Source organism: Actinoplanes sp. NPDC026670 (assembly GCF_040638175.1).
Classification (GTDB): domain Bacteria; phylum Actinomycetota; class Actinomycetes; order Mycobacteriales; family Micromonosporaceae; genus Actinoplanes.
This window is the reverse complement of the sequence record NZ_JBEZXU010000003.1, coordinates 144416-163677: the sequence shown is the minus strand read 5'-3', so window position 1 is coordinate 163677 and position 19262 is coordinate 144416. Positions and strand designations below refer to the sequence as shown.

Annotated in this window: 12 protein-coding genes; 2 read left to right on the top strand and 10 right to left on the bottom strand. The window is 66.6% G+C overall.

The features are described 5' to 3' along the window. Positions 1 to 85 precede the first annotated feature (85 nt). Positions 86 to 1255 carry an acyltransferase gene (locus AB0E94_RS04190; protein ID WP_360322261.1) on the top strand — a complete coding sequence of 390 codons (1170 nt, stop codon included), beginning with the start codon at positions 86 to 88 and terminating at the stop codon, positions 1253 to 1255. A 342-nt stretch (positions 1256 to 1597) separates the two neighbouring features. Here the strand turns inward: AB0E94_RS04190 and AB0E94_RS04185 are convergent, their stop codons facing one another. Both AB0E94_RS04185 and AB0E94_RS04180 read right to left on the bottom strand, forming a co-directional pair. Further along, positions 1598 to 1960, bottom strand: a complete 363-nt coding sequence (locus AB0E94_RS04185) for a hypothetical protein (RefSeq protein ID WP_360322258.1) — start codon at positions 1958 to 1960, stop codon at positions 1598 to 1600. Between the two features lie 11 nt (positions 1961 to 1971). Beyond that, entirely contained in the window at positions 1972 to 8928 is a 6957-nt protein-coding gene (locus AB0E94_RS04180; RefSeq protein ID WP_360322255.1) for an RHS repeat-associated core domain-containing protein, read from the bottom strand. A 239-nt stretch (positions 8929 to 9167) separates the two neighbouring features. Here AB0E94_RS04180 and AB0E94_RS04175 point away from each other — a divergent pair, with 239 nt between their 5' ends. Further along, entirely contained in the window at positions 9168 to 14078 is a 4911-nt protein-coding gene (locus AB0E94_RS04175) for a hypothetical protein (RefSeq protein ID WP_360322252.1), read from the top strand. Between the two features lie 83 nt (positions 14079 to 14161). Here the strand turns inward: AB0E94_RS04175 and AB0E94_RS04170 are convergent, their stop codons facing one another. The 8 genes from AB0E94_RS04170 to ssd form a co-directional block, all read right to left on the bottom strand. Continuing rightward, a complete protein-coding gene (locus tag AB0E94_RS04170) occupies positions 14162 to 14587 on the bottom strand; it encodes an Rv3654c family TadE-like protein (protein ID WP_360322249.1) in 426 nt (141 codons plus the stop codon). A 32-nt stretch (positions 14588 to 14619) separates the two neighbouring features. Next, complete coding sequence (locus tag AB0E94_RS04165; protein ID WP_360322246.1) at positions 14620 to 14982, bottom strand: TadE family type IV pilus minor pilin; 363 nt, start codon at positions 14980 to 14982, stop codon at positions 14620 to 14622. Continuing rightward, the gene (locus AB0E94_RS04160) at positions 14979 to 15107 is read right to left on the bottom strand and encodes a DUF4244 domain-containing protein (RefSeq protein ID WP_360322745.1); all 129 of its coding nucleotides are present in this window, start codon (positions 15105 to 15107) and stop codon (positions 14979 to 14981) included. The genes AB0E94_RS04165 and AB0E94_RS04160 overlap by 4 nt, the downstream gene beginning before the upstream one ends. Positions 15108 to 15284: 177 nt before the next feature. Further along, positions 15285 to 15983 (bottom strand): type II secretion system F family protein, encoded by a 699-nt coding sequence (locus tag AB0E94_RS04155; RefSeq protein WP_360322243.1) that lies wholly within the window; start codon positions 15981 to 15983, stop codon positions 15285 to 15287. After that, positions 15980 to 16171 carry a hypothetical protein gene (locus tag AB0E94_RS04150; protein WP_360322240.1) on the bottom strand — a complete coding sequence of 64 codons (192 nt, stop codon included), beginning with the start codon at positions 16169 to 16171 and terminating at the stop codon, positions 15980 to 15982. Before AB0E94_RS04150 ends, AB0E94_RS04155 begins: the two co-directional genes overlap by 4 nt. Next, the gene (locus AB0E94_RS04145) at positions 16168 to 16887 is read right to left on the bottom strand and encodes a hypothetical protein (protein ID WP_360322237.1); all 720 of its coding nucleotides are present in this window, start codon (positions 16885 to 16887) and stop codon (positions 16168 to 16170) included. The genes AB0E94_RS04150 and AB0E94_RS04145 overlap by 4 nt, the downstream gene beginning before the upstream one ends. Next, entirely contained in the window at positions 16884 to 18056 is a 1173-nt protein-coding gene (locus tag AB0E94_RS04140; protein ID WP_360322234.1) for a TadA family conjugal transfer-associated ATPase, read from the bottom strand. Before AB0E94_RS04140 ends, AB0E94_RS04145 begins: the two co-directional genes overlap by 4 nt. Then, a complete protein-coding gene (gene ssd, locus AB0E94_RS04135; protein WP_360322743.1) occupies positions 18053 to 19108 on the bottom strand; it encodes a septum site-determining protein Ssd in 1056 nt (351 codons plus the stop codon). The genes AB0E94_RS04140 and ssd overlap by 4 nt, the downstream gene beginning before the upstream one ends. Between the last annotated feature and the right edge of the window lie 154 nt (positions 19109 to 19262).

Genomic DNA, 19262 nt, shown 5'->3' with positions numbered 1-19262 from the left:
GTTGTAGCCTGCCTCCCTGATGACGCGCGACGATACAAACCCTCCGAGCAACGGCCAGAAGAAATCGGGGCCCCGCCTCGCAGCTTTGGATGGCCTGCGCCTGCTCGCCGCTCTAGCAGTCGCCGTCTACCACCTCGGTGCCTCGTGGCGCATCGACGGCTCACACCCACCGCAGTACTTCCTGCCCACCATCGCGCCCGCGGCCGTCTACGGCCTGCTCGGAGTGCAGCTGTTCTTCATGATCAGTGGCTTCGTGATCTGTATGAGCAGCTGGCGGCGCAGCGTCGGGGACTTCTTCGTGTCCCGGGTGAGTCGGCTGTACCCGGCGTACTGGGCGTGCGTGCTGATCACGGCCGCAGTCGTCACGATGTATCCGGTGGCCGGTGGTGTCCCGGTGAAGAACATCCCCGGCCTGCGCGAGATCGCCGTCAACCTGACGATGCTCCACGAACCACTGGGTGTGAAGGCGGTCGACACCGTCTACTGGACACTCTTCGTCGAACTACGTTTCTACCTGCTGTTCGCCGCGCTCGTGGCGTTCGGACTGACATTCCGCCGTACGGTGATCTTCTGTGCCGTCTGGATGACCCTCGCGGTGATCGCCCCGATCATGGACAGCCGGCTCGTCACCGTCCTCGTTGTCCCGCAGCACGCGCCCTACTTCATCGCCGGGATCGCGATGTTCCTGATCCACAAATTCGGCCGGTCGCCCCTACTGCTGGCGATCGTCGGGTTCTCCTGGCTGGTCAGCATCAAACAGGTTGGGGACAAGGTGCTCGACCTCGAACCAGGTTTCGACGTGCCGATGCGGCCCGGCATCGTGATCATCACGGTGATGTACCTGCTCGTCCTGGTGATCGCCCTCGGCTGGACCGACCGGATCCGCTGGGGCTGGCTCACCACCGCGGGCGCCCTGACCTACCCGTTCTACCTGCTTCACCAGCGCATCGGCTACAGCTTCATCCGACACGCCCACGAGCGCACCGGCCTGGACGCCTCAGTGCTACTTCTGGGCGCGATCGTGCTGGTGCTCGTGTTGGCGTGGCTGGTGCACCGGCTGGTGGAGCGCCCACTGTCCCGCTGGCTGCGCAACGTCCTGCGCCGATCCATCGCTGAGGTCGGCCGGATCTCCGCTGCGGAGGCGTCCGCCGGAACGGGCGAGGTTCGGTATGGGCTACGGCGCGAGGCCGTGGACCGCCCCGGCCCGCGCTCATCATTCTCATCGCAAAATGGCCAGCAAGAAATCGCCCGCTGAGGCGGACGCCGGAACGGCCGAAACGCGTTATCCGCCTTCGCCGGGACGATGCCCGCCGGCTCTCGACCCGACCTCCATATAAGCAGCGGCAAACCCCGGCATATGAATGCTGCTCGCCTCAATTTTATACCGGGCCGGCAAGATACGCAGCGCCCGCAACACCCCGCCCGCCGCGAGCCACACCACGCGAAATACTCCACGCGCAGGCCTATTGGCTGAGAAAGTTGGCTGAGAAAGCCGTACTGGATTAACAAGCGACTCGGCCAACCCTGACGGCGTGTCCGCGTACTTCTTCGCCCCCACCGGAACGCAGAAAATCTGGAAAGGCCTGGTCTGGAGTATTCAACTCTCCAGAATCATTCGCACCGCCTCATGCACTCTAGACTCGTCCGGCAACTCGCCGAACCGTCTAGCCAGACCCTCCCGAAGCAGCTGTTCAACATCGTCACCAGAAAGTTTTTTAATGTCTCCGCCAACTGGTGCCAGAAGTACGATTATTTCGAAAACAACGTCACTGTACTCACCAGGGTTACCTGGATAGACAATATCGAGAGGGTCCGCCCTCTCAAGGCTATCTGAAAGAACCGCGTAAGCGCCTGGAAACCTCCTCTCAAGGATTGCACCAACCACTCGGCTTTCCGCCACGTCTTGGAAGATCCAAAACGGCTGGCTTAGGGGCGCCTCATCACCGTGAAGGTCTGTCATATGACGAATCACTATCTCTGCGTAAGAATAGTTTTGAAGACTGCATTCCCGTTTGTTGCAATTTGGTAGACCGCAAATCCATTATCTCCGATTGGAACGAGCAATCGGTCAGCGCGAGCAGAATCCGGTATCGTGCCCTCCGGGAAGCCATCACGTTTAATCGAATCACCCAGATTTCTGACCGCAGCCTGGGCCGACTGTACGCTGTCAAAGCCAGCGCGAGCAGCGCGTTCAGCATCGATGTGGCCCATGTTGCTATTCACCACCTTCCGCGGAATATCGCCAACCCCGGGAAGACAAGGCTTACCCGTATTGTGCACAAGCACCGGCGTGTCGCCCGCGAGCACATAGTACGTATGGAGACTGCCTACCGTGAGGTTGTATGCGGGGGCAAACCAGTGCGTCGCCTTTTCGAAGTCTTCGAAGCGTGCTGTGCCGTCAGGGGTGCGCACTAGGTCGCCAGGGTCGATCTCCTCGGCTCCCTGCCACTCCTCATCAGTTTCATTCCAGAACGGGTGGTCTTCGGTCGTGATCAGACGCTGACCGTCGATGATCATGAGGTAAAGGTCGTCGTCGTGGACCCAAACGGCTTCGATAGTGTGGGCCCCGGTTTCGCCAGTCTCGGGATCGGTGGCCATGACCTGCTCTCCGGCCCGCAACTCTCTCATTTCTTTAGCGGAGCCGTCCGCCATCAAAACACGAGTGTCACCACTGAAGCTGTTCAGACACTTCTGAACAATCCTTTCCGCCCTCCACGACTTCCACGTCTTGGTACCCCACTTTGCCACCTTTCCGAAGGGAAGGAACTGTCCGAAGAAGAACCCGCATCCGACCGGGTTTCCGTCCTTGAAGCAGGCCTCACCGTCGCTGTAGCTGATGGCGAGGTCAACCACCGACGTCACTTCTTCCTTGGTGGCGGGGCGGAACCCACGGCAGCCATTGGGGCCGTGCTGGCTGCAGTATGTCTGGTATTCCTCCAACACCAGCTGATCCATGTCGATGTCCTTATCAGCCTCCGCGCGACTGATCTCCCCATCGTGATCTTTGTCGGCATTGGAGTCGTTCTGCGAAAGGCCGCCCAACCCGATCTTGAACTTCTCTTTGCCGGCGGGATTGCATTCCTGGCTGTTCTTGTACTGGCCGTCGCACGGCTTCGTCGTGTTGTAGTTCGGATCGTGCCAAGGCCGAGGCTCCAGCCCGTCAGGGTCGCTGAGGGTGGCGGGGCTGTTGTTGGCGTAGGAGTAGCCGTTCCACTGTTGAGGAGTGGCTAGGTTCTGCAGCGGGTCGACGGAGATGAAGCGGCCGATGCGAGGATCGTATTGGCGTGCGCCGACCTGAATGAGGCCGGTCGTGCTGTTGAGGGTCTTGTTTAGGAACGTGCGGTTGTCGGGGATGGTCATGCTGATGCCGCGGGCTTCGCCGTAGGGGGTGTACTGACGCCAATTCGGGCTCTGGGCGGTGCCGTCGAGATAGAAGTCCGGGGTGCCGTGCAGATCCGTGAAGGCGAAGGTGTAGTTGCTGCCGGCTCCGGTGCGGATGACGCTGCCGCCGCCCGGAAGGACGTAGTAGCGGGTGCCGGTCACGGTATTGCTGGCGGTGTTCAGGTTGAACTGCTGCGTGCCGAGGTAGAGGGTGTTGCTGCCGGGGTTTTTCTCGAGGAGCAGGTCACCCGTGGGGCCGTAGATGTTGGTGGTGGTTCCGGCGCTGGTGGTGACGGTCGCGAGTTTGCCGGCATCGTTCCAGGACAGCTTCTGCGTACCCGTGGCGATGGTTCGGGTCTCGGTATTGCCGGCGCCGTCGTATGTGTAACCGGTCGTTCCGGTGCGGCCGCCGGTCGTCTCAGTGCTGGTCAGCGTGTGAGGCTGGTTGGTGCCATTGCCGTCGTACTTGTAGGTGGTGGTAGTGGCGTCGGTGCCGGCGGCCAGCGAGTGCTCGATCTGGCTCGTGCGGTTGCCGATGTCGTCAACGATCCAACTGGTCCAGTAGGCGGTGCCGGAACCGATGGTGTTGCCGACCGCGGCGTGGTTGGTATCGCTCGGTGTCGTGGCGCAGTCGTCGGTAGCGGTCCAGGCCTCGGTGAGTCGGCGGAGGTCGTCGTAGCCGAAGCACTGGGTTTCACTCACGCCGGTGAGCAGGCGGTTCGTGGTCTGCCGGACGAGGTTGCCGACGAGGTCGTACTGGTATTTCTGCTGGTGCACGTTGGATTGTGTGGTGGAGGTACGAGTGACCAACTGTTCGGTGAGCAGGCCGTGGTGTTCGTCGTAGGTGTTTGTGACGTAGGCAAGGTTGGGTGCCGAACCGACTGTCTGCTGGTTGACCCGGCCATAGGCGTCGTAGGTGACGCCTTGGGCATAGCCGTTGGCGCCGCCGAGGGTGTTCGGTTTGTCGAAGCCGTCGTAGCTGGCGAGCACGGTCTCGGCCGGCAGGCCGCCCTTGGCGGGGTAGATGTCCTTGAGTGGCAGCCCTTTGTTGGTGCTGTACGTGTGCGCGACGGTGTAGTCACCGGCCAAGGTGCCCTCGACGGCGGGGATGGTGACGGTTTCCGAGGTGGAACCGCCGAAGACGTTGAAGCCGCGAGCCTGCACCTTGTATTCCTGACCGCCGACGTACGAGATCGCGGTGGTCAGCTTGCCCTTGACGAATGCCGTGTTCGTCATGGCGCCGTTGCTGTTGTCGTAGACCAGCTTGGTGAGCTGGTTGCCGCTGGTCTGCGCGGCGAAGGCGCTGGCATAGGTGCCGGTGGGCCGGTTGAGACCGTCATAGGTAGACGAGGTCGTCTTACCGCGTGAGTCGGTGGACTCTCGCAGATTGCCGTTGGCGTCGTAGATCATGCCCGTGGTGGTTCCGGCGTCCGGGTCGGTTTTGCCGGTGACCCGTCCGAGCAGGTTGAACGTCGAGGTCCAGGTGTTTCCCTTGGTGTCGACAACCTTGTCCTGGTTGCCGCGTTCGTTGTACTTGTAGTTCGAGGTGACCACGACGTCACCAGCCGGGATTTGCAGGCCGAACGTGCCGGTGAACGTGTTGGTGGGCGTCACCACCGTCGGGCGGGTCTTGTACTCGGTGAGAGCGGTGGTACGGCCGATCGGGTCGACAACCGTGCTGGTCACGGTGCCACCGGCGGGCGGGATCACAGTGGTGCGGTCGCCTTCATAAACGGTGGTCGTCGTGGCGACAGTGAGGTTGTTCTGAGCCGACTCGACGATCACCGGCCGCCCGAGGCCGTCGTATGTGGTGAAGGTCTGGTTCGGAACCTTCGTCTTCAGGTCTGCGGCGGTGACCGGTGACCCGACGGTCGGCAGAGTCGATGGGTCCCACCAGCCGTTGTACGACGCTGTGACCCAGCCTCGCGTGTCGTAGAACGTGTCTGTGACCATCCGGCCGCCCTGAGGTGTAACCGTCTGGGTCTGCCTCGGACGCAGCATCGCGTCGTACAGCGCCACGGTCCGGAGATAGTTGTTCGAGTCGTTGGCGACTTCCGTGGTCGTCGCGGTGACGCCCGTCTTCGACACGGTGTACGAGAACTTGAGGTTCGCCGGCGAGGTCGTCGCCCGGTTGTTCAACCAAACCTCGGTGACCCGCCCCAGTGCGTCGGACTGCTGGCGATTCACTACACCGTTGACGTCGGTCGCGGTCAGCGGGATGCCCCGCAACGGGCTCGAGGTGAACGACGTCACGTGTCCGAGTGGCGCGGTGACAGTTGCGCCGGTCGGCAACCCGACCGCGTTCGACGCGTACGTGGTCTTGGTCAGATTGTCGTTTCCGTCATAGGAGTCCACGACCCGGCCGTATTGGTCGTAGGTGGCCTTCCCGACGGTCTGGTAGGTATAGGTGCCGTTGAGGTAGTCGTTGGCGGCCTGGGTCATGGTGACCAGGCCACGGGTCGGCGCGGAGGCCTGCGGGAAGGTCGACGAGAATTTGGGGTCGTCGTAGAAGTACCGCTGCCGGGAGACGACCTGGGCCGGGCGGGACACCGTGGCGGGTGCGGTCAAGTTGTTGTAGTTGGCCGGTTCCGAGGCGGGCGAGCCGGCACTGAAACCGCCACAGGCAACCGCCACCGTCTCGGTCTCGGCGACCAGCCCGACGATGGCGCCGGTGGGGGTATAGGTGTTGGTGGTACACCGATCGAAGGCGGGGTCCCTGGGGACGGTGTGGCTGTAACTCGCCTTCAACAGACCGATGGTGGCCGAGCCGACAGTGGCGTCGTAGCTGTTGTCGGTCTGCTGATAGCGCCACACGCCGGTACCACCACTGGTGACCCGCTGCTTACTGACCGTCGTTGCTGGTGCAACCCAGTTCGCCGTCAGTGTGGCCAATCCAGTGCGGGCCCGGCTGGCGGTCGCCGCGGAGATCCAGTACGCGGTGATCGTCGAGCTGTCGGCCTCACCGCCCTCACCCAGGAAGTTGGTCGTTTCGAGAGTCATTCCGGCGAGGTCGTTGTGGTCTTCGTGGACGCCGCCGAGGGAGTCGGTCACGGTGGCCACCGTGGTGCTGTTGTTCTTGGACATGCCCCGGTAGAAGGTCGTCTCCGCCTTCGTTCGCGGGTTGTTGACTCCGTCGCCGTTGAGCGTCCGGACCCGCTTGTAGCCGCGGAACTGCCCGTAGGTGCGGTGCTTGGCCTTGACGGTCTCGTTGTCGTCGTAGTGCCAGGCCGCGCCGTCAAGGTAGGCATAACTGGTCGCCGTCGCGAGCCCACCGCCGGTCGGGTCGGTGGCCGTTACCCGGGTGACGGCGTACTTGTTGAACCAATCCATTTTCGGAGCGGTGAAGCCCTCCGGCGTCCAGTTCACCGGGTAACACGACGAGGTGTTCGACGCCGGAGCCGGAGTGGCGCCTGCGGTACAGGGTTGCGGCAGCTCGTAGCCGACGGTGATTACCGATCCGGTCTCGGTAGTGATCGACTGGATACGGTGCCGGTTGAACGAGGAGATTCCGCCGAGCGTGTCGACCCGGTTGGGTAGCTTCACGCTCCCGAACGTCAACGACGGCAGCGTGATCGGTGACGTCGATCCGCCCGCGGTGGTGTCGTGGCCGGTCCGGGTGATCGACTCGAGCCACAGCGTGGGCGAGTTCCCGTCGCCGGTGGCCGGTGTCTTCTGCGTGAACGCGTACGAGTCAACCGGCACGTAACTGCTGGACGCGGTCGAGTACTGCTTCGTGGTGATCCCGGCCAACCGGACGGTCGAGAAGAAGGACGGGCCCCACTGTTCGCAGTCGGTGCCGGACTTGCAGATCAGGTCGTACGGGACATCGGGCCAGTTCGCCTTGTTCGCGTCGTTCAACGGCTGGCAGGTCCCGGAGATGCAGCGATCACCGACGATGAACTCGACCTTGTTCGGCACGGTGCCGTAGGCGTCACCGTCGCGGAAGCCGTAGTCGATGTGGTCAAGGCGACTGTCGCGGACATACGAGTCGTCGGTCTCGCCCTTGTACCGGCCGTAGTAGTTGGTGTCCTGCTGGTAGTAGTAGGACATCGCGTTACCGTGCGCGTCGACGACGTAGTCGAGGTTCCACCGGTTCGCCATGTCACACCAGGAGTCCTTGAACTCCGACTTGTAACAAGGGTTGTCTGCGTGCGCCGAAAACACCGGCACGGTGTCGACCGAGTTGGTGGTGGCCTTCCCAGCCGCGTATCCGGGAAGTTTGTTAAGGCCGAAGTGGTAGGTGACGCCATCCCGGGTGACGACCGTCCAGTGGCCGGGGTCCGCACCCGGTAGCGCCTTGCTGGAGTGCGAGATCACCTCTCCGTTGTCGGATCCAGCCCGCCACACCTTGGCAGTGGCGTCGTACACCAGCGACGACGATGCTCCGTTCAAGGACAGGGTCAGAATCGGCCCCTCGTAACAGAGGTCGCCGGTCTTTTCCGGCGCCGCCTTACCCTGCGGATCGTCTGCGCATGAGCCGAAGGTTTGCTCGATGAACGACCGGGGTGTCCCCCACCCGTCGCCCACCCAGGACGACTGTGCCTGCGTCGAGACGGTCTGTCCGTCAACGGCGCCCGAGTCGTATGACAACGAGACCGCGGGTTTGAGATCGCCAGCGGCCGTCGGCGTCGTGATCGGGTAGCTGTACGTGAACGAACCGGAGCTGCCGCCGCCTGACCAGGAGCCGGACGGCTTGAGGTCGGTGGCGGCGAACGTGCCGCCCTCGCCGCCGATACTCGTCGTCGCGGCAAGGACCACTGCCGACGAGTCAGCCAGCGCGGCAGCGGTGACCGCACTGCTCTGCCCGGTGTACAGCGCCGTCGAGTTCTGCGCCTTCCCTGGCGTGGTGCTGGAGGTCGTGAACCCACCGGCGCCAAGGTCGATCGCGGCCGAGACCTCATGCGCCTTGGCGTCGTTGACCGACTTCAGCGGAGTACGGGTTCGGCAGGCGTCGACTTCGGGGGTGGTCAGCGCGCATGCGGGCAGCTGCACCAGCTGCAGCCGGGAGCCGTAGTTTCCGCCATAGGCCTCAGCGAACGCCGCGTAGTCCACGCCGATCTCGACCTTGCCGACGGTACCGCCCGTCGGGCTCACCTTCAGCACGGCACCGGAGACGCCGGCCTTCTGCGCGACCTGTTGATCGAGCACCTGGACATTCGCCTGCTTCGGGCCGGTGTAGCCATGCGTGCCGGCAACCGCGCGGGCCCACACGGGTGTACCGGCGGCCTCCGCCTTGCCGATCGGCTTTCCGGTGTCGTCGATCAGGGCAACCGCGGCGCTGGCAGCTTTTGGAAGGCTCGTCGCGTGTGCGCGATAGGTCGTTTTCGCGTCGTTCTTCGGCTCGGTGAACCGGAAGGTCGATGGCTTCACCCCGGACACCGCGTGCCCAGGTGACGGGGCAGGCGGTTTCGCGGCCACCGCCGGCGCCGCCAAGGCTGGCAGAGCCGGCACCGCCAGCGTCGCAGTCACGAAACAGGTAATGGCGGTGACCAGAGCAAGCACACCTTGCGGCCTGGCAACGCCGGAACGGCCCCCGTCGACGTCCACAGTCGATCGTCTTCCTCAGCACAGCAGAGATACAACGTCGTTGATCAACGAAGTCGTGTGAGGACTTTCCCACACGACGACAGCGATCGACGGTATGACGATGATCACCCTTCAGTAACGACACCACTACAGCCAATGCTGTCAATCCATCAGTCGCCGACACACACCCGCAACCTCGCACAGCGGCCGGTACGATCCCGCCCTGATCACGAACTGACCTGCACAGATGGAGCGCTGCATTGAACACGGGGATAGACGTCTACCATCGACCGCGAGGACCGATCGCGCTGGCTACTGCCGTCGGTCTGCTAACCGGAGCAGTACTGTCCATTCCGACATCGGCGGTCGCCGCCGTCACTGCGACCACTCCGGCATCGACGGATCTAACGGTCGAGCAGGCGGTCGCCGAGGCACACCGCACAGGCAAGGCCGTCGAAGCGACCGCCGCAACGACCGACACCACAGCGATCCGGGCGAATCCAAACGGCACCCTCACGCTGACGCAGTCGGCGAGCCCGACGCGGATGAAGATCAACGGCAGCTGGCAGGATCTGGATGCCACACTGGTTCCCAACGCGGACGGCACCTGGTCACCGAAGGTTGCCCGGACACCTCTCAAGATCTCCGGCGGCCACGACGACACCCCGATGGCAGTGATCGGAGACGCCAAGACAAACGCGACGGTCGACGCGCCGATGGACCTGCCCCCACCGGTCGTCTCGGGTCCGACGGCCACCTACCTCAACGTGCTGGACGGCGTCGACCTTCAGGTCACGGCCCGCCCCAGCGGCGGATTCTCCGAGGTGTTCATCGTCAACAACGCCGCGGCCGCAGCGAAGCAGGAGTTGGCAACGCTGGCCTTTCCGGTGGCGACCAATGGGCTCACGATCGGCGTCGATGCGAGCGGAAACCTGGCTGGCAAGGACAAGGGCGGGCGAACAGTCCTCACCGCTTCCGCGCCGACCATGTGGGACTCCACCGATACCGCTAACCCCACCCGCAAGGACACCAACGGCCTAACGCGTGACTCGAAAACGGGACAGTTCGCCGTGTCCACGCCCCAAGGCCCCGGAGTCTCCGCCCGCACGGCACGTGTGGGCGCCAAGGTCCGCCCGGGACATCTCGACCTGATTCCAGACAAGAAACTACTAACCGGAAAGGAGACGAAGTTCCCGGTCTACATCGACCCCCAGTTCGTATGGGAATCGGATGGCTCGGCGACTACCGGCTGGTCGACTATCACCAAGAACTTCCCTGCAACGAACTACTGGAAGAGCACACCAGACCCTCGCGGACGGATGCAGGTCGGCAACTCCGGATCGATTCTCTCGCAGACTCTACTCAACTTCGCCATTCCCACGACCACCCTCGCCGGCGCACACATCGAGACCGCAGTACTGAAGATCACCCAGACGTGGTCCTATTCCTGCACACCGAGTCGCGTGAACCTCTATGCTCCCGCCAAAGCCACTTTGACCTCGGCCAACGCCAGATGGAACGACTGGGACAACGTCGACTACGGGCCGGTCGTCGACTACAAGACCGTCGCTTATGGATATGACACTTCCTGCAAGGCCGAAGGTGTTCCTTTCGACGTCAAGGATGTCGTCTCAGCAAACGTCTCCAAGCCGAAGAAGACCCAGACGTTCGTGTTGGCGGCCCACAATCAATCCAGCACCGATGGATGGAAAGAGTTCCTGGAGACCAGCCCGAGGCTGGAAATCACGTACAACCACAAACCAGCCAATCCGAGCAACCTGCACACGTCGCCCAGCACCACATGCAACGCCGCAACTGTGGTCGGCGATGGATCTGTCACCCTATACGCCACGTTCTCCGACCCGGACAAGAGCGCGGTCGGAGCCAGCTACAAGGTGTGGAAGGACGGCTCGACAACCACCCTGGTCGGCCCCACCAACCCACAGAACCTTTACAGCAAATCAGGCCAGGAAATCCCGTACCAGATCTCCATGCAAACGTTGAGAAGCGTCGTCGCCGTCGGCCAAAGCGCGAAGTTCTACTGGGCCGTGCAGGCTACTGACTACAACATGTCAAGTGACTGGGTGACGTGCAGCTTCATCTACGACCGTAGTCGTCCTGGAACACCGGAGATGACTCCCATCGCACCGGGCACGACGACCATCGGCAAGCCGGTCACTGTCACCATCAATCCGCCCAGCGATAGCACTCCTTCCACTTATCAGTACCAACTGAACGCCGGTATGTTCCGCACCGTTACTGCCGTGGCCGGAGTCGCCCAGATCACCGTTCTGCCGACGCGGTTCACCAACACACTCACCATCAACGGTCTTTCCCCTGGCGGCAACATCGGCAGCCCGGCCTCTCTGACGTTCAACTCCGCCCCGCCCAACGACGCCGCCGCAGCGGACCTCAACGGTGACGATGTCGCCGACTTCGTCACGGCCGGCGCCGGCACCGCCGACTTCCCAGCCGGTCTGTGGTACTCCCCCGGACAGCACAACGGGCAGCTCGCCACCACTCTGGGCAACATCGGCTCTCAGGGTGTGGGCAGTCCCGAAGGCACGTCGGGTGACTTCACCGGCGCGCAGATACTCACCGGCCGCTTCAACGGATCCGCGTGGCAGGACACCCTGGCCTACTACCCGCCGAGCCACGTCAGCAAGCCCGGTGAGGCGGCGATCCTGTTCGGCAACGGAGACGGCACCACCTACCGCGCCCGTGTCTCCGGCAATTACAGCAAGATCAACGGTGGCAGCCTGACAGGCTACGACTGGGACACGAACGCCGAGATCAGGGACCCTCTGCAACTGGCCAACGCCGGAGCTCAGGCAACCACCGCGTACGACGACCTCATCGGTATCGCCGAACGCAGCGACGACACGTCCGCCCTCGTTTACTACCCCAACAACGGCACCACCGGCGGATACAACGAGACCAAACCGCTGACCGCACTCACACCCACCGGCGGCAGTGACTGGAACACCTGGGCCATCACCGGCGCTCAGACCTCGACCGGAACCGCCCTGTTCCTCTGGCAGGCCTCCACCGGCAAGCTTTTCCTCTGGAACAAGCTGCTCTACAACTCCGAAACTGTCGCCATCGTCTACCAGCAGCACTTGCTTTCCAATAGCTGGAACACCGGTAAGACGCTGACTCTGCGCGCTGCTGACTTCAACATCGACGGCACCGCCGACCTGTGGGCCGTCAGCCCCGATCAGAAGGTCGTCGCATCCCTGGTCACCGGTCTCGACACCACGGCAGGCACCGGCATCATCGGCACCCCGTCGCAGCAGCAGCTCTCCGCCAGCGCCCACTCCTGGATGCTCGACGACTGCGACGCCGCACAGCCCGAGCAGATTTGCAACACCGTCACCGCCGGCCAGGTCCGAGACTCCTCGGGCGGCCTGCACAACACCAATGGCAGCACCGCGAAATGGGATACCGGCGACCTGTTGTCGCCCGCTCTGTCGTTCGACGACGCCACCACCGCATCCAGCATCACCACACCGCAGGCCGTCAACACCGCCAAAGACTTCACCGTCTCTTTCTTGGCGAAACCCACCAGCTACGCCGGCACAGTGATATCCCAGGACGCAGTCAACGTGCCCGGTTTCCGGATCTACACCTCCGCCACCGGCGCGTGGGTGTTCGACATGCCGACCAGCGACAGCACGAGCACCAGTACGACGTGGGACACCGCGACGACAACAACCAACGGCGTGAACCTCAACGTCTGGCAGCAGATCACTGTCACCTACCACCGGTCCACCGGACAGATGTCGCTCTACGTCAACAACGAACTGGCCGCCACCGCAACCCACACCAGCACATGGGAAGCGACCGGAAGCTTCCGCATCTCCGGCGCCCAGACCAACAACGTCGGCACCCTGGCGAGCCCGTTCAAGGGGAAGCTTGGCAAAGTTCAGACATGGAACACGGTCACGACCACTGCATCCGCCTTCGCCAGCGGATTCGAGTCGACAAGTCCGGGCCTCACCTGGAGAAGCAAGGTAAGTAACGGCACTGGACACGGCGGCACAGGCAACGTGAGTGGCGTGTGCTGTGGGCTGACCGGCCCAGAACTCTTCACCAGCACCCTCATGGAGGCCGGCGCCCACAGTGGCGCCAACGCACTGCTGTACTCCGGCAAGGATGACAGCGCCACGGCTTCCTACGCCTATACCCAGGCGTTCGACCTTCGGCACCTGACACTGCGGCAGAATTCCGTCCTGTCGTACTGGATCTACCCGCAGAGCCACAACGACAGCACCATGGTCAGCGGGGCCAACAGCACGTGCGTCGCCGTCGACCTCGTCTTCACCGACGGCACCAATCTGCGGGATTCCGCCGCCGTCGACCGGCGTGGCAATCGTGCCCACCCGGCGCAGCAGTGCGGAAAGCTGGCAATGGACACGTGGAACGAGGTCATCGTCCCGATCGGGGCCATCGCTGCAGGCAAGCAGATCAACACCATGGAGGTCGGATACGACCAGCCGGCCAACACCGGCGGCTACCGCGGTTACATCGACGACATCCGGCTCTCCGACGTCACGTCGTCTCCGCATTTCACCAGTGGGCTGGAGACCGGTGACCCCGCGCTGACGTGGACCAACAGCGTCTCCAGCGGGGCGGCGCGCGGCAGCCTCACCAATGTGAGTGGCATCTGCTGCTCACTGACCGGCCCGGAGATGGTCGGTCCCGTCTCTCCTCCGGCGGGTGCTCACAGCGGCGCCAACACACTGATGTACTCCGGCCGGGACAACAGCATCAGTAGCTCCTTCGCCTACACCAAGGCGTTCCAGGTGAACAACCGAGGGATCACGCCGACCACCAAACTCAAGTACTGGATCTATCCGCAGAGCCCTGCCACCAGCGACCTGGTCACCGGCGGCAACAGCAGTTGCGTCGCCATCGATCTGATCTTCTCCGACGACGTCGGCTCGCTGAGCAACCTGCGTGATAGCGGCACTCTCGACCAGACCGGCGACCGCGTCCACCCCGCCTACCAGTGCGGCAAGCTGACGATGGACACATGGAACGAGGTCGTCGTCCCAATCGGCGCTATCGCCAACGGCAAGCAACTTACCCAGATCGACATCGGCTACGACCAGCCGGCCAACACCGGCGGCTACCGCGGCTTCATCGACGACATCCGCATCACCGAGTAGGGCGCATCTTCGCCCCGAGCCTAGCTCGGGGCGAAGCGCACCCAGCGGGGCTTCCGTCCGAGGCGGATGCCCCGTCCGTGCCTCTATTCGACATCGCCCACGCCCTTCGACGCGATCTCGCCGCTGACGGCGCTGATCGGGCCGGCCCTGGCGGCGGCGTCGGCGCTCGCCGGGTAGATCCGGAGCGGCACCTCGGTCCGAACGACGATCTCCAGCCCCTCGACGGCGCACCCCAGCATCCGGGCATGGTTGGCCTCGACATATCGCCGAGCCACCGCGCACGCCACCGCCTCTCCTTCAATGGTGTGCGCGCCACCGGCCAGCGCCCCGAAGTCGGCCGCCACCCCGGCCTGATGCCGGGCCACCCGGGCGGTCCCACCGGCCACCATGATCAGGGCCACTCCGACCAGCACCAGGCCTACCGTCACGACGAGGATCGACGCCGCCCCGCGGTCGTCCCGCAGCCGCCGCACCAGACCGTCACCCGGTCCGACCGGCCACCGCCTCACCAGACCATCACCCGATCCGGCCCGCCACCGTCTCACGGGACCGCCACCTCGTCCGGCTCGCGGGCGGCGGTCGCGTCACCGCTGACGATCGCGCCCGGCAGGTCGACGCCGAACATCCGGATCGGCGCGGACACCTCGGCGACGGCGCTCTCCGCGGTGCCGCCGACCCGTACGCTCGCGCCGTCCGGGGCCAACCCGGCTGCCGCATCCGTCGCCTCGCCGCGGGCCTCGGCAAGGGCCGCTTCCCGGGCCGCGTCGAGGCACTGCATCTTCGTCGCGATCGCCGAGACCGAGGTGATGCCGAAGCCGAGGAGCAGCATGAGCGCCGGCAGCCCGGCCGCGAGTTCGGCGGTGAACGAGCCCCGGTCACAGCCGGGCTGCCGGCGCCGTCTCACTTCAGCGCCCGGCCGATGACCCCGGTGAGCGCCGCCGACACCGGACCGCTCGTCAACACCTTGAGCAGCACCCCGGCGAACGCAACCGCGGCGAGCGTGCCGATGGCGTACTCGGCGGTGCTCATCCCGGCGTCCACGGCTTCCGCCTGGAGCCGCCGGTAGCGGGCGATGAGTCTGTACACAGGACCTCCTTGTTTCCTTGCCGGTACGGCGACCACACGCCGCACCGGGTTTCCCAGCACGCCGCCCCGAACCGGGACGGCGAGGTCTCACAGGACGTCGCTTCAGAGACGGCGCGGGTCTCACAGGACGTCGCCGAGGATCGCGATCACCGTGGGCATCAGGCCGGTGATCAGGAACGCCGGCAGGAAGCACAGCCCGAGCGGAAGCACGATCAGGACGCCGGCACGCTGGGCGGCGGCCTCGATCGCCACCGCGCGGTCGGCGCGCAGGTCGCCGGCGAGCCGTTCCAGCGCACCGGCCAGCGCGCCACCGCTCGCGCTGGACCGGACGGCCGCCGCGACCAGGCGCTCGGCCTGCGGCACTCCGGCCAGGTGCGCCCACGCCTCGGCGGGTTCGGCACCCAGCCGCAGGGAGCGGGCGGTCCGCTGAAGGCGCTCGCCGAGCGGTCCGCCGAGCGCGTCGGCGACAGCGCTGATCGACTGGTCGACGGCTGTCCCGCCGCGGAGGGCGGCGGCCAGCAGATCCGCGCCGAGGGCCAGGTCGGCGTGGGCCTCCTGGCGTTCGCGGCGGACGTCGGCGGGTTCGCGGCCGCGCAGGAACCGGTCGGTGCCGACACCTGCCGCCACCCCGGCAGCGAGACCCCACCCGGTGCCGATCAGGCCGGTGACGGCGAGCCCGGCCAGAAGCGACAGGAGCAGCCGGGTCCGTTCCGTGGACTCCCGTCTCGGCGCGGGCCGGAACGGCCGGATCCGGCCTCGCGGCAGCATCAGGAGCACGGCGGCCACCATCGTGCACGCGGCCACCACCAGGCTGCTCACGACGGCACCTCGACAGGAGGCGCGGACGCCGGGCCGGGCGTGGCGGCCAGCGCCGGTACGGGGGCGGCCGAACACCTCGTGACGACCCCGTCCGCACCGACCAGGGCGGCCACACAGCACTCGCGCAGCGGCACCTGGACCGGTCCGCCCGGCCGCAGCAGCGCCGCCACCCCGCAGGTCGTAGTCATCGGGTGGCCCCCTCGGTGAGTCGCTGCGCCCACTTCAGGCCCGCGCATTGCAGGACCAGCGCCGCGAGCACGCAGGCAGCGCCGAGCGGTGTGTGCAGCAGCACCCCGGTCGGGTCGGCGCCGATCGCGTGACCGAGCGCGATCCCGGCCAGCGGCAGGGCGGCCAGCATGATCGCCGTGGTCTGGGTGCCGGCCGCGTGGGCGTTCGCGGTCCGGGCCGAACGCTCGGCCGCCCGGGCGTCCGACTCGATCCGTTCGAGCAGGTCGGCGGCGGGTGCCCCGGTGCGCTCGGCGAGCCGCCACACGGCCTCGGTCAGCTGCCTGATCCGGCCGGATCCGACGGACGACGTCGCGACGGCCGCGGGCGGAATGCCCGCCCGCAGGTCCGCGACCAGGGACGTCAGGTCGTCGAGGTGGGCGGCCCGCTGCCCGGCCGCGCGTTTCCGCCCCGACCGGCGACGCCACTCGTGCCCGGCCAGCCCGGCGTAGATCGCCGCGACAGGTCCGGCGACCGGGCCGCCGGCCAGCCCGGCCAGCAACCCGGCCAGCGCGGACCCGGCAAGCACCGACCGGTTGAGAAGCCCCACGACGGTACGCCGCAGCCGAGCCACGTCGATCCGCCTCCGCCGGCCGGGCAGCCGATCCCGGGCCGGCTCCCCCGGGCGGGCGACGAGCACCGCCCCGGCGATCAGAAGTACCGCGAGCAGCCAGTTCACGACGACCGCTCCGATGCGCGCAGAGCCGCCGGGACGGTCTCCCCACGGTCGGCCAGCAGGCGGGCCAGCACCGGGGCGCCCGGGCCGGGCCCGCGCTCCCGATGCCACGCCGGAACCACGGTGGCCAGCCGGTCCTCGCCGGAGGGCACGAGCACGCTGATCGACTCCAGGTGGCGGCCGCCGCTCGTACGCCGAACCTGAAGGACGACCTGAAGCGCGGCAACCACCTGAGCGTGCAACGCCGCCCGCGGAAGTCCGCCGAGCAGCCCGAGCGCTTCGAGCCGGGCCGGCACGTCGGCGGGCGCGTTCGCGTGCAGTGTCCCGGCACCGCCCTCGTGCCCGGTGTTGAGTGCGCCGAGCAGGTCGACGATCTCAGCCCCACGACACTCACCGACCACCAGCCGGTCGGGCCGCATCCGCAGCGCCTGCCGGACCAGATCGCTGAGACCGATCGCGCCGGCGCCCTCCACGTTGGCGGTACGCGCCTGAAGCGCCACCACATGCGGATGCACCGGCCGGAGTTCCGCCGCGTCCTCGACCAGCACGATCCGCTCGGTCGGCGGCACGAGCCCGAGCAGGGTGGCCAGCAGTGTCGTCTTGCCGCTGCCCGTCCCGCCGATGACCAGGTAGGCGAGCCGTCCCGCGACCACAGCGGCCAGCACCTCGGCCGCGTCCGCCGGGACCGTCCCGTGCCGGACCAAGTCGTCGAGCCGGAACGGCCGCTGCCGGAAGGTACGCAACGACAGGTGCGGCCCGTTGGTGGCGACCGGCGGCAGCACCGCGTGCAGGCGGGTGCCGTCGGGCAGCCGGGCGTCGGCGTAGGGCTGCCCGTCGTCGAGCCGCCGCCCGCACGCCGCGACCAGCCGCTGGGCGAGCCGGCGCACCTCGGCCGAGTCGGCGAACCGGATCGCCGTGAGCTCGAGCCCGGCGCCCCGGTCGGCCCAGACCGCCAGATCGTTGACCAGCACGTCGGTGACCTGCGGGTCGGCGAGCAGCGGGGCGAGTGGACCGGCGCCGATCAGCTCGTCCCGGACCCGGCCGGCCATCCGCAGCACGGCCATGTCGCCGAGCACCCCGTTGTCCCGGCGGACCGCGGTCACCACGGCGGCCGGGGTCGCCTCGCTCCCGTCGTACGCGAACCGCCTGCGCACCTGATCCGCGACAGTCATGCCACGGCCGCTTTCCGGCCCGTACCCATGAGGTCGTCGACGAGCCGCCGGCAGAGGTCGGCGAGAGCGCCCTTGCCGTCGGCGGTGGGTGCCGTGCCTCGTTCGATGCCCTGGCAGACCGCGGTCTCCGGCCTCAGGGTGCCGGCCAGCGGCAGACCCAGTGCCCCGGCGATCTCGCGCGCCTTGAGGCGGCCGGGGGCCGGGCCGCGCACGACGACGGCGATGTTCTCGCAGTGGGCCGCGACGGTCGCCGCGGTGCGGGCCGCCGAGGCGGTGGCGCGAAGCTCGGCCGGGACGACGAGCAGGGTCCGTTCGGCGGCCTGGAGCGCGAGGACCGCCGCGTCGTCGAGTTGCCGGGGCAGATCGGCGACGATCACGTCCCGTCCGCGGCGGGCCGCGTCGAGGGTGGCCGCCATGGCCTCGATCGGGACGCCGGGCAGTTCGTCCCGGTCGAAGGAGAGCAGCACCAGGTCACCTCGGTGCGGTAGCGCGCCGAGCAGGGTGGGCGGGTCGACCCGGCCGTCCGCGCCGGCGAGGGCGGGCCAGCGCAGGCCACCGACCTGCTCCCAGCCGAGGACCAGGTCGAGGCCCCCACCGAGCGGGTCGGCGTCGATGAGCAGGGTGCGGTATCCGGATCGCACCGCCGTGGTGGCGAGCCCCGCGGCGAGGATGCTGGCGCCCGCGCCGCCGCGGCCGCCGATCACCGCGAGGGTGCGCCCGTCGGCCGACGGGGTGAGGCGCTCCCCGGCGGTGAACTGGTCGACGATCCACGGTTCGGCGGCGGGCAGGACCGCGACGTTCTCGGCGCCGATCAGGTCGGCGACGTTGAAGGCGGGATCGGAGACGTCGCCGAAGCCGGTCAGGATCAGGCGTCTCCGTCGCGGCAGACGGGCTCGCAGGCAGGGCACGGCCTGGTCGGTGCCGATCAGAACGAATGGCGCGGCGGACCAGCGGGCACGAGCGCCGGCCGGGTCGGCGGACACCTCGGCCTCGACTCCGCCCGCCGCGGCCAGGCGCAGCAATTCGTCGAGCAGGTCCGGGTCGGCGGTCACGATCAGGGGGCGGCGCGGGGCGGGCATCGCTGACCTCCAGCGGGGACGGCGGGTTGGGGCGCCCACCGTCGCCGGGCCCGGTCCGCCCCGGCAAACACCGATGCGGTCCGGCTGTGGACAACGTGGAGCCGTGGACAACCGCCGCCCGCCGGAA

Bases quoted from the DNA above. Each gene is read 5' to 3' on its own strand.
- AB0E94_RS04185 (WP_360322258.1), bottom strand. From the start codon at position 1,960: ATGACAGACCTTCACGGTGATGAGGCGCCCCTAAGCCAGCCGTTTTGG.
- AB0E94_RS04160 (WP_360322745.1), bottom strand. From the start codon at position 15,107: ATGAGCACCGCCGAGTACGCCATCGGCACGCTCGCCGCGGTTGCGTTC.
- AB0E94_RS04150 (WP_360322240.1), bottom strand. From the start codon at position 16,171: ATGACTACGACCTGCGGGGTGGCGGCGCTGCTGCGGCCGGGCGGACCG.
- AB0E94_RS04140 (WP_360322234.1), bottom strand. From the start codon at position 18,056: ATGACTGTCGCGGATCAGGTGCGCAGGCGGTTCGCGTACGACGGGAGC.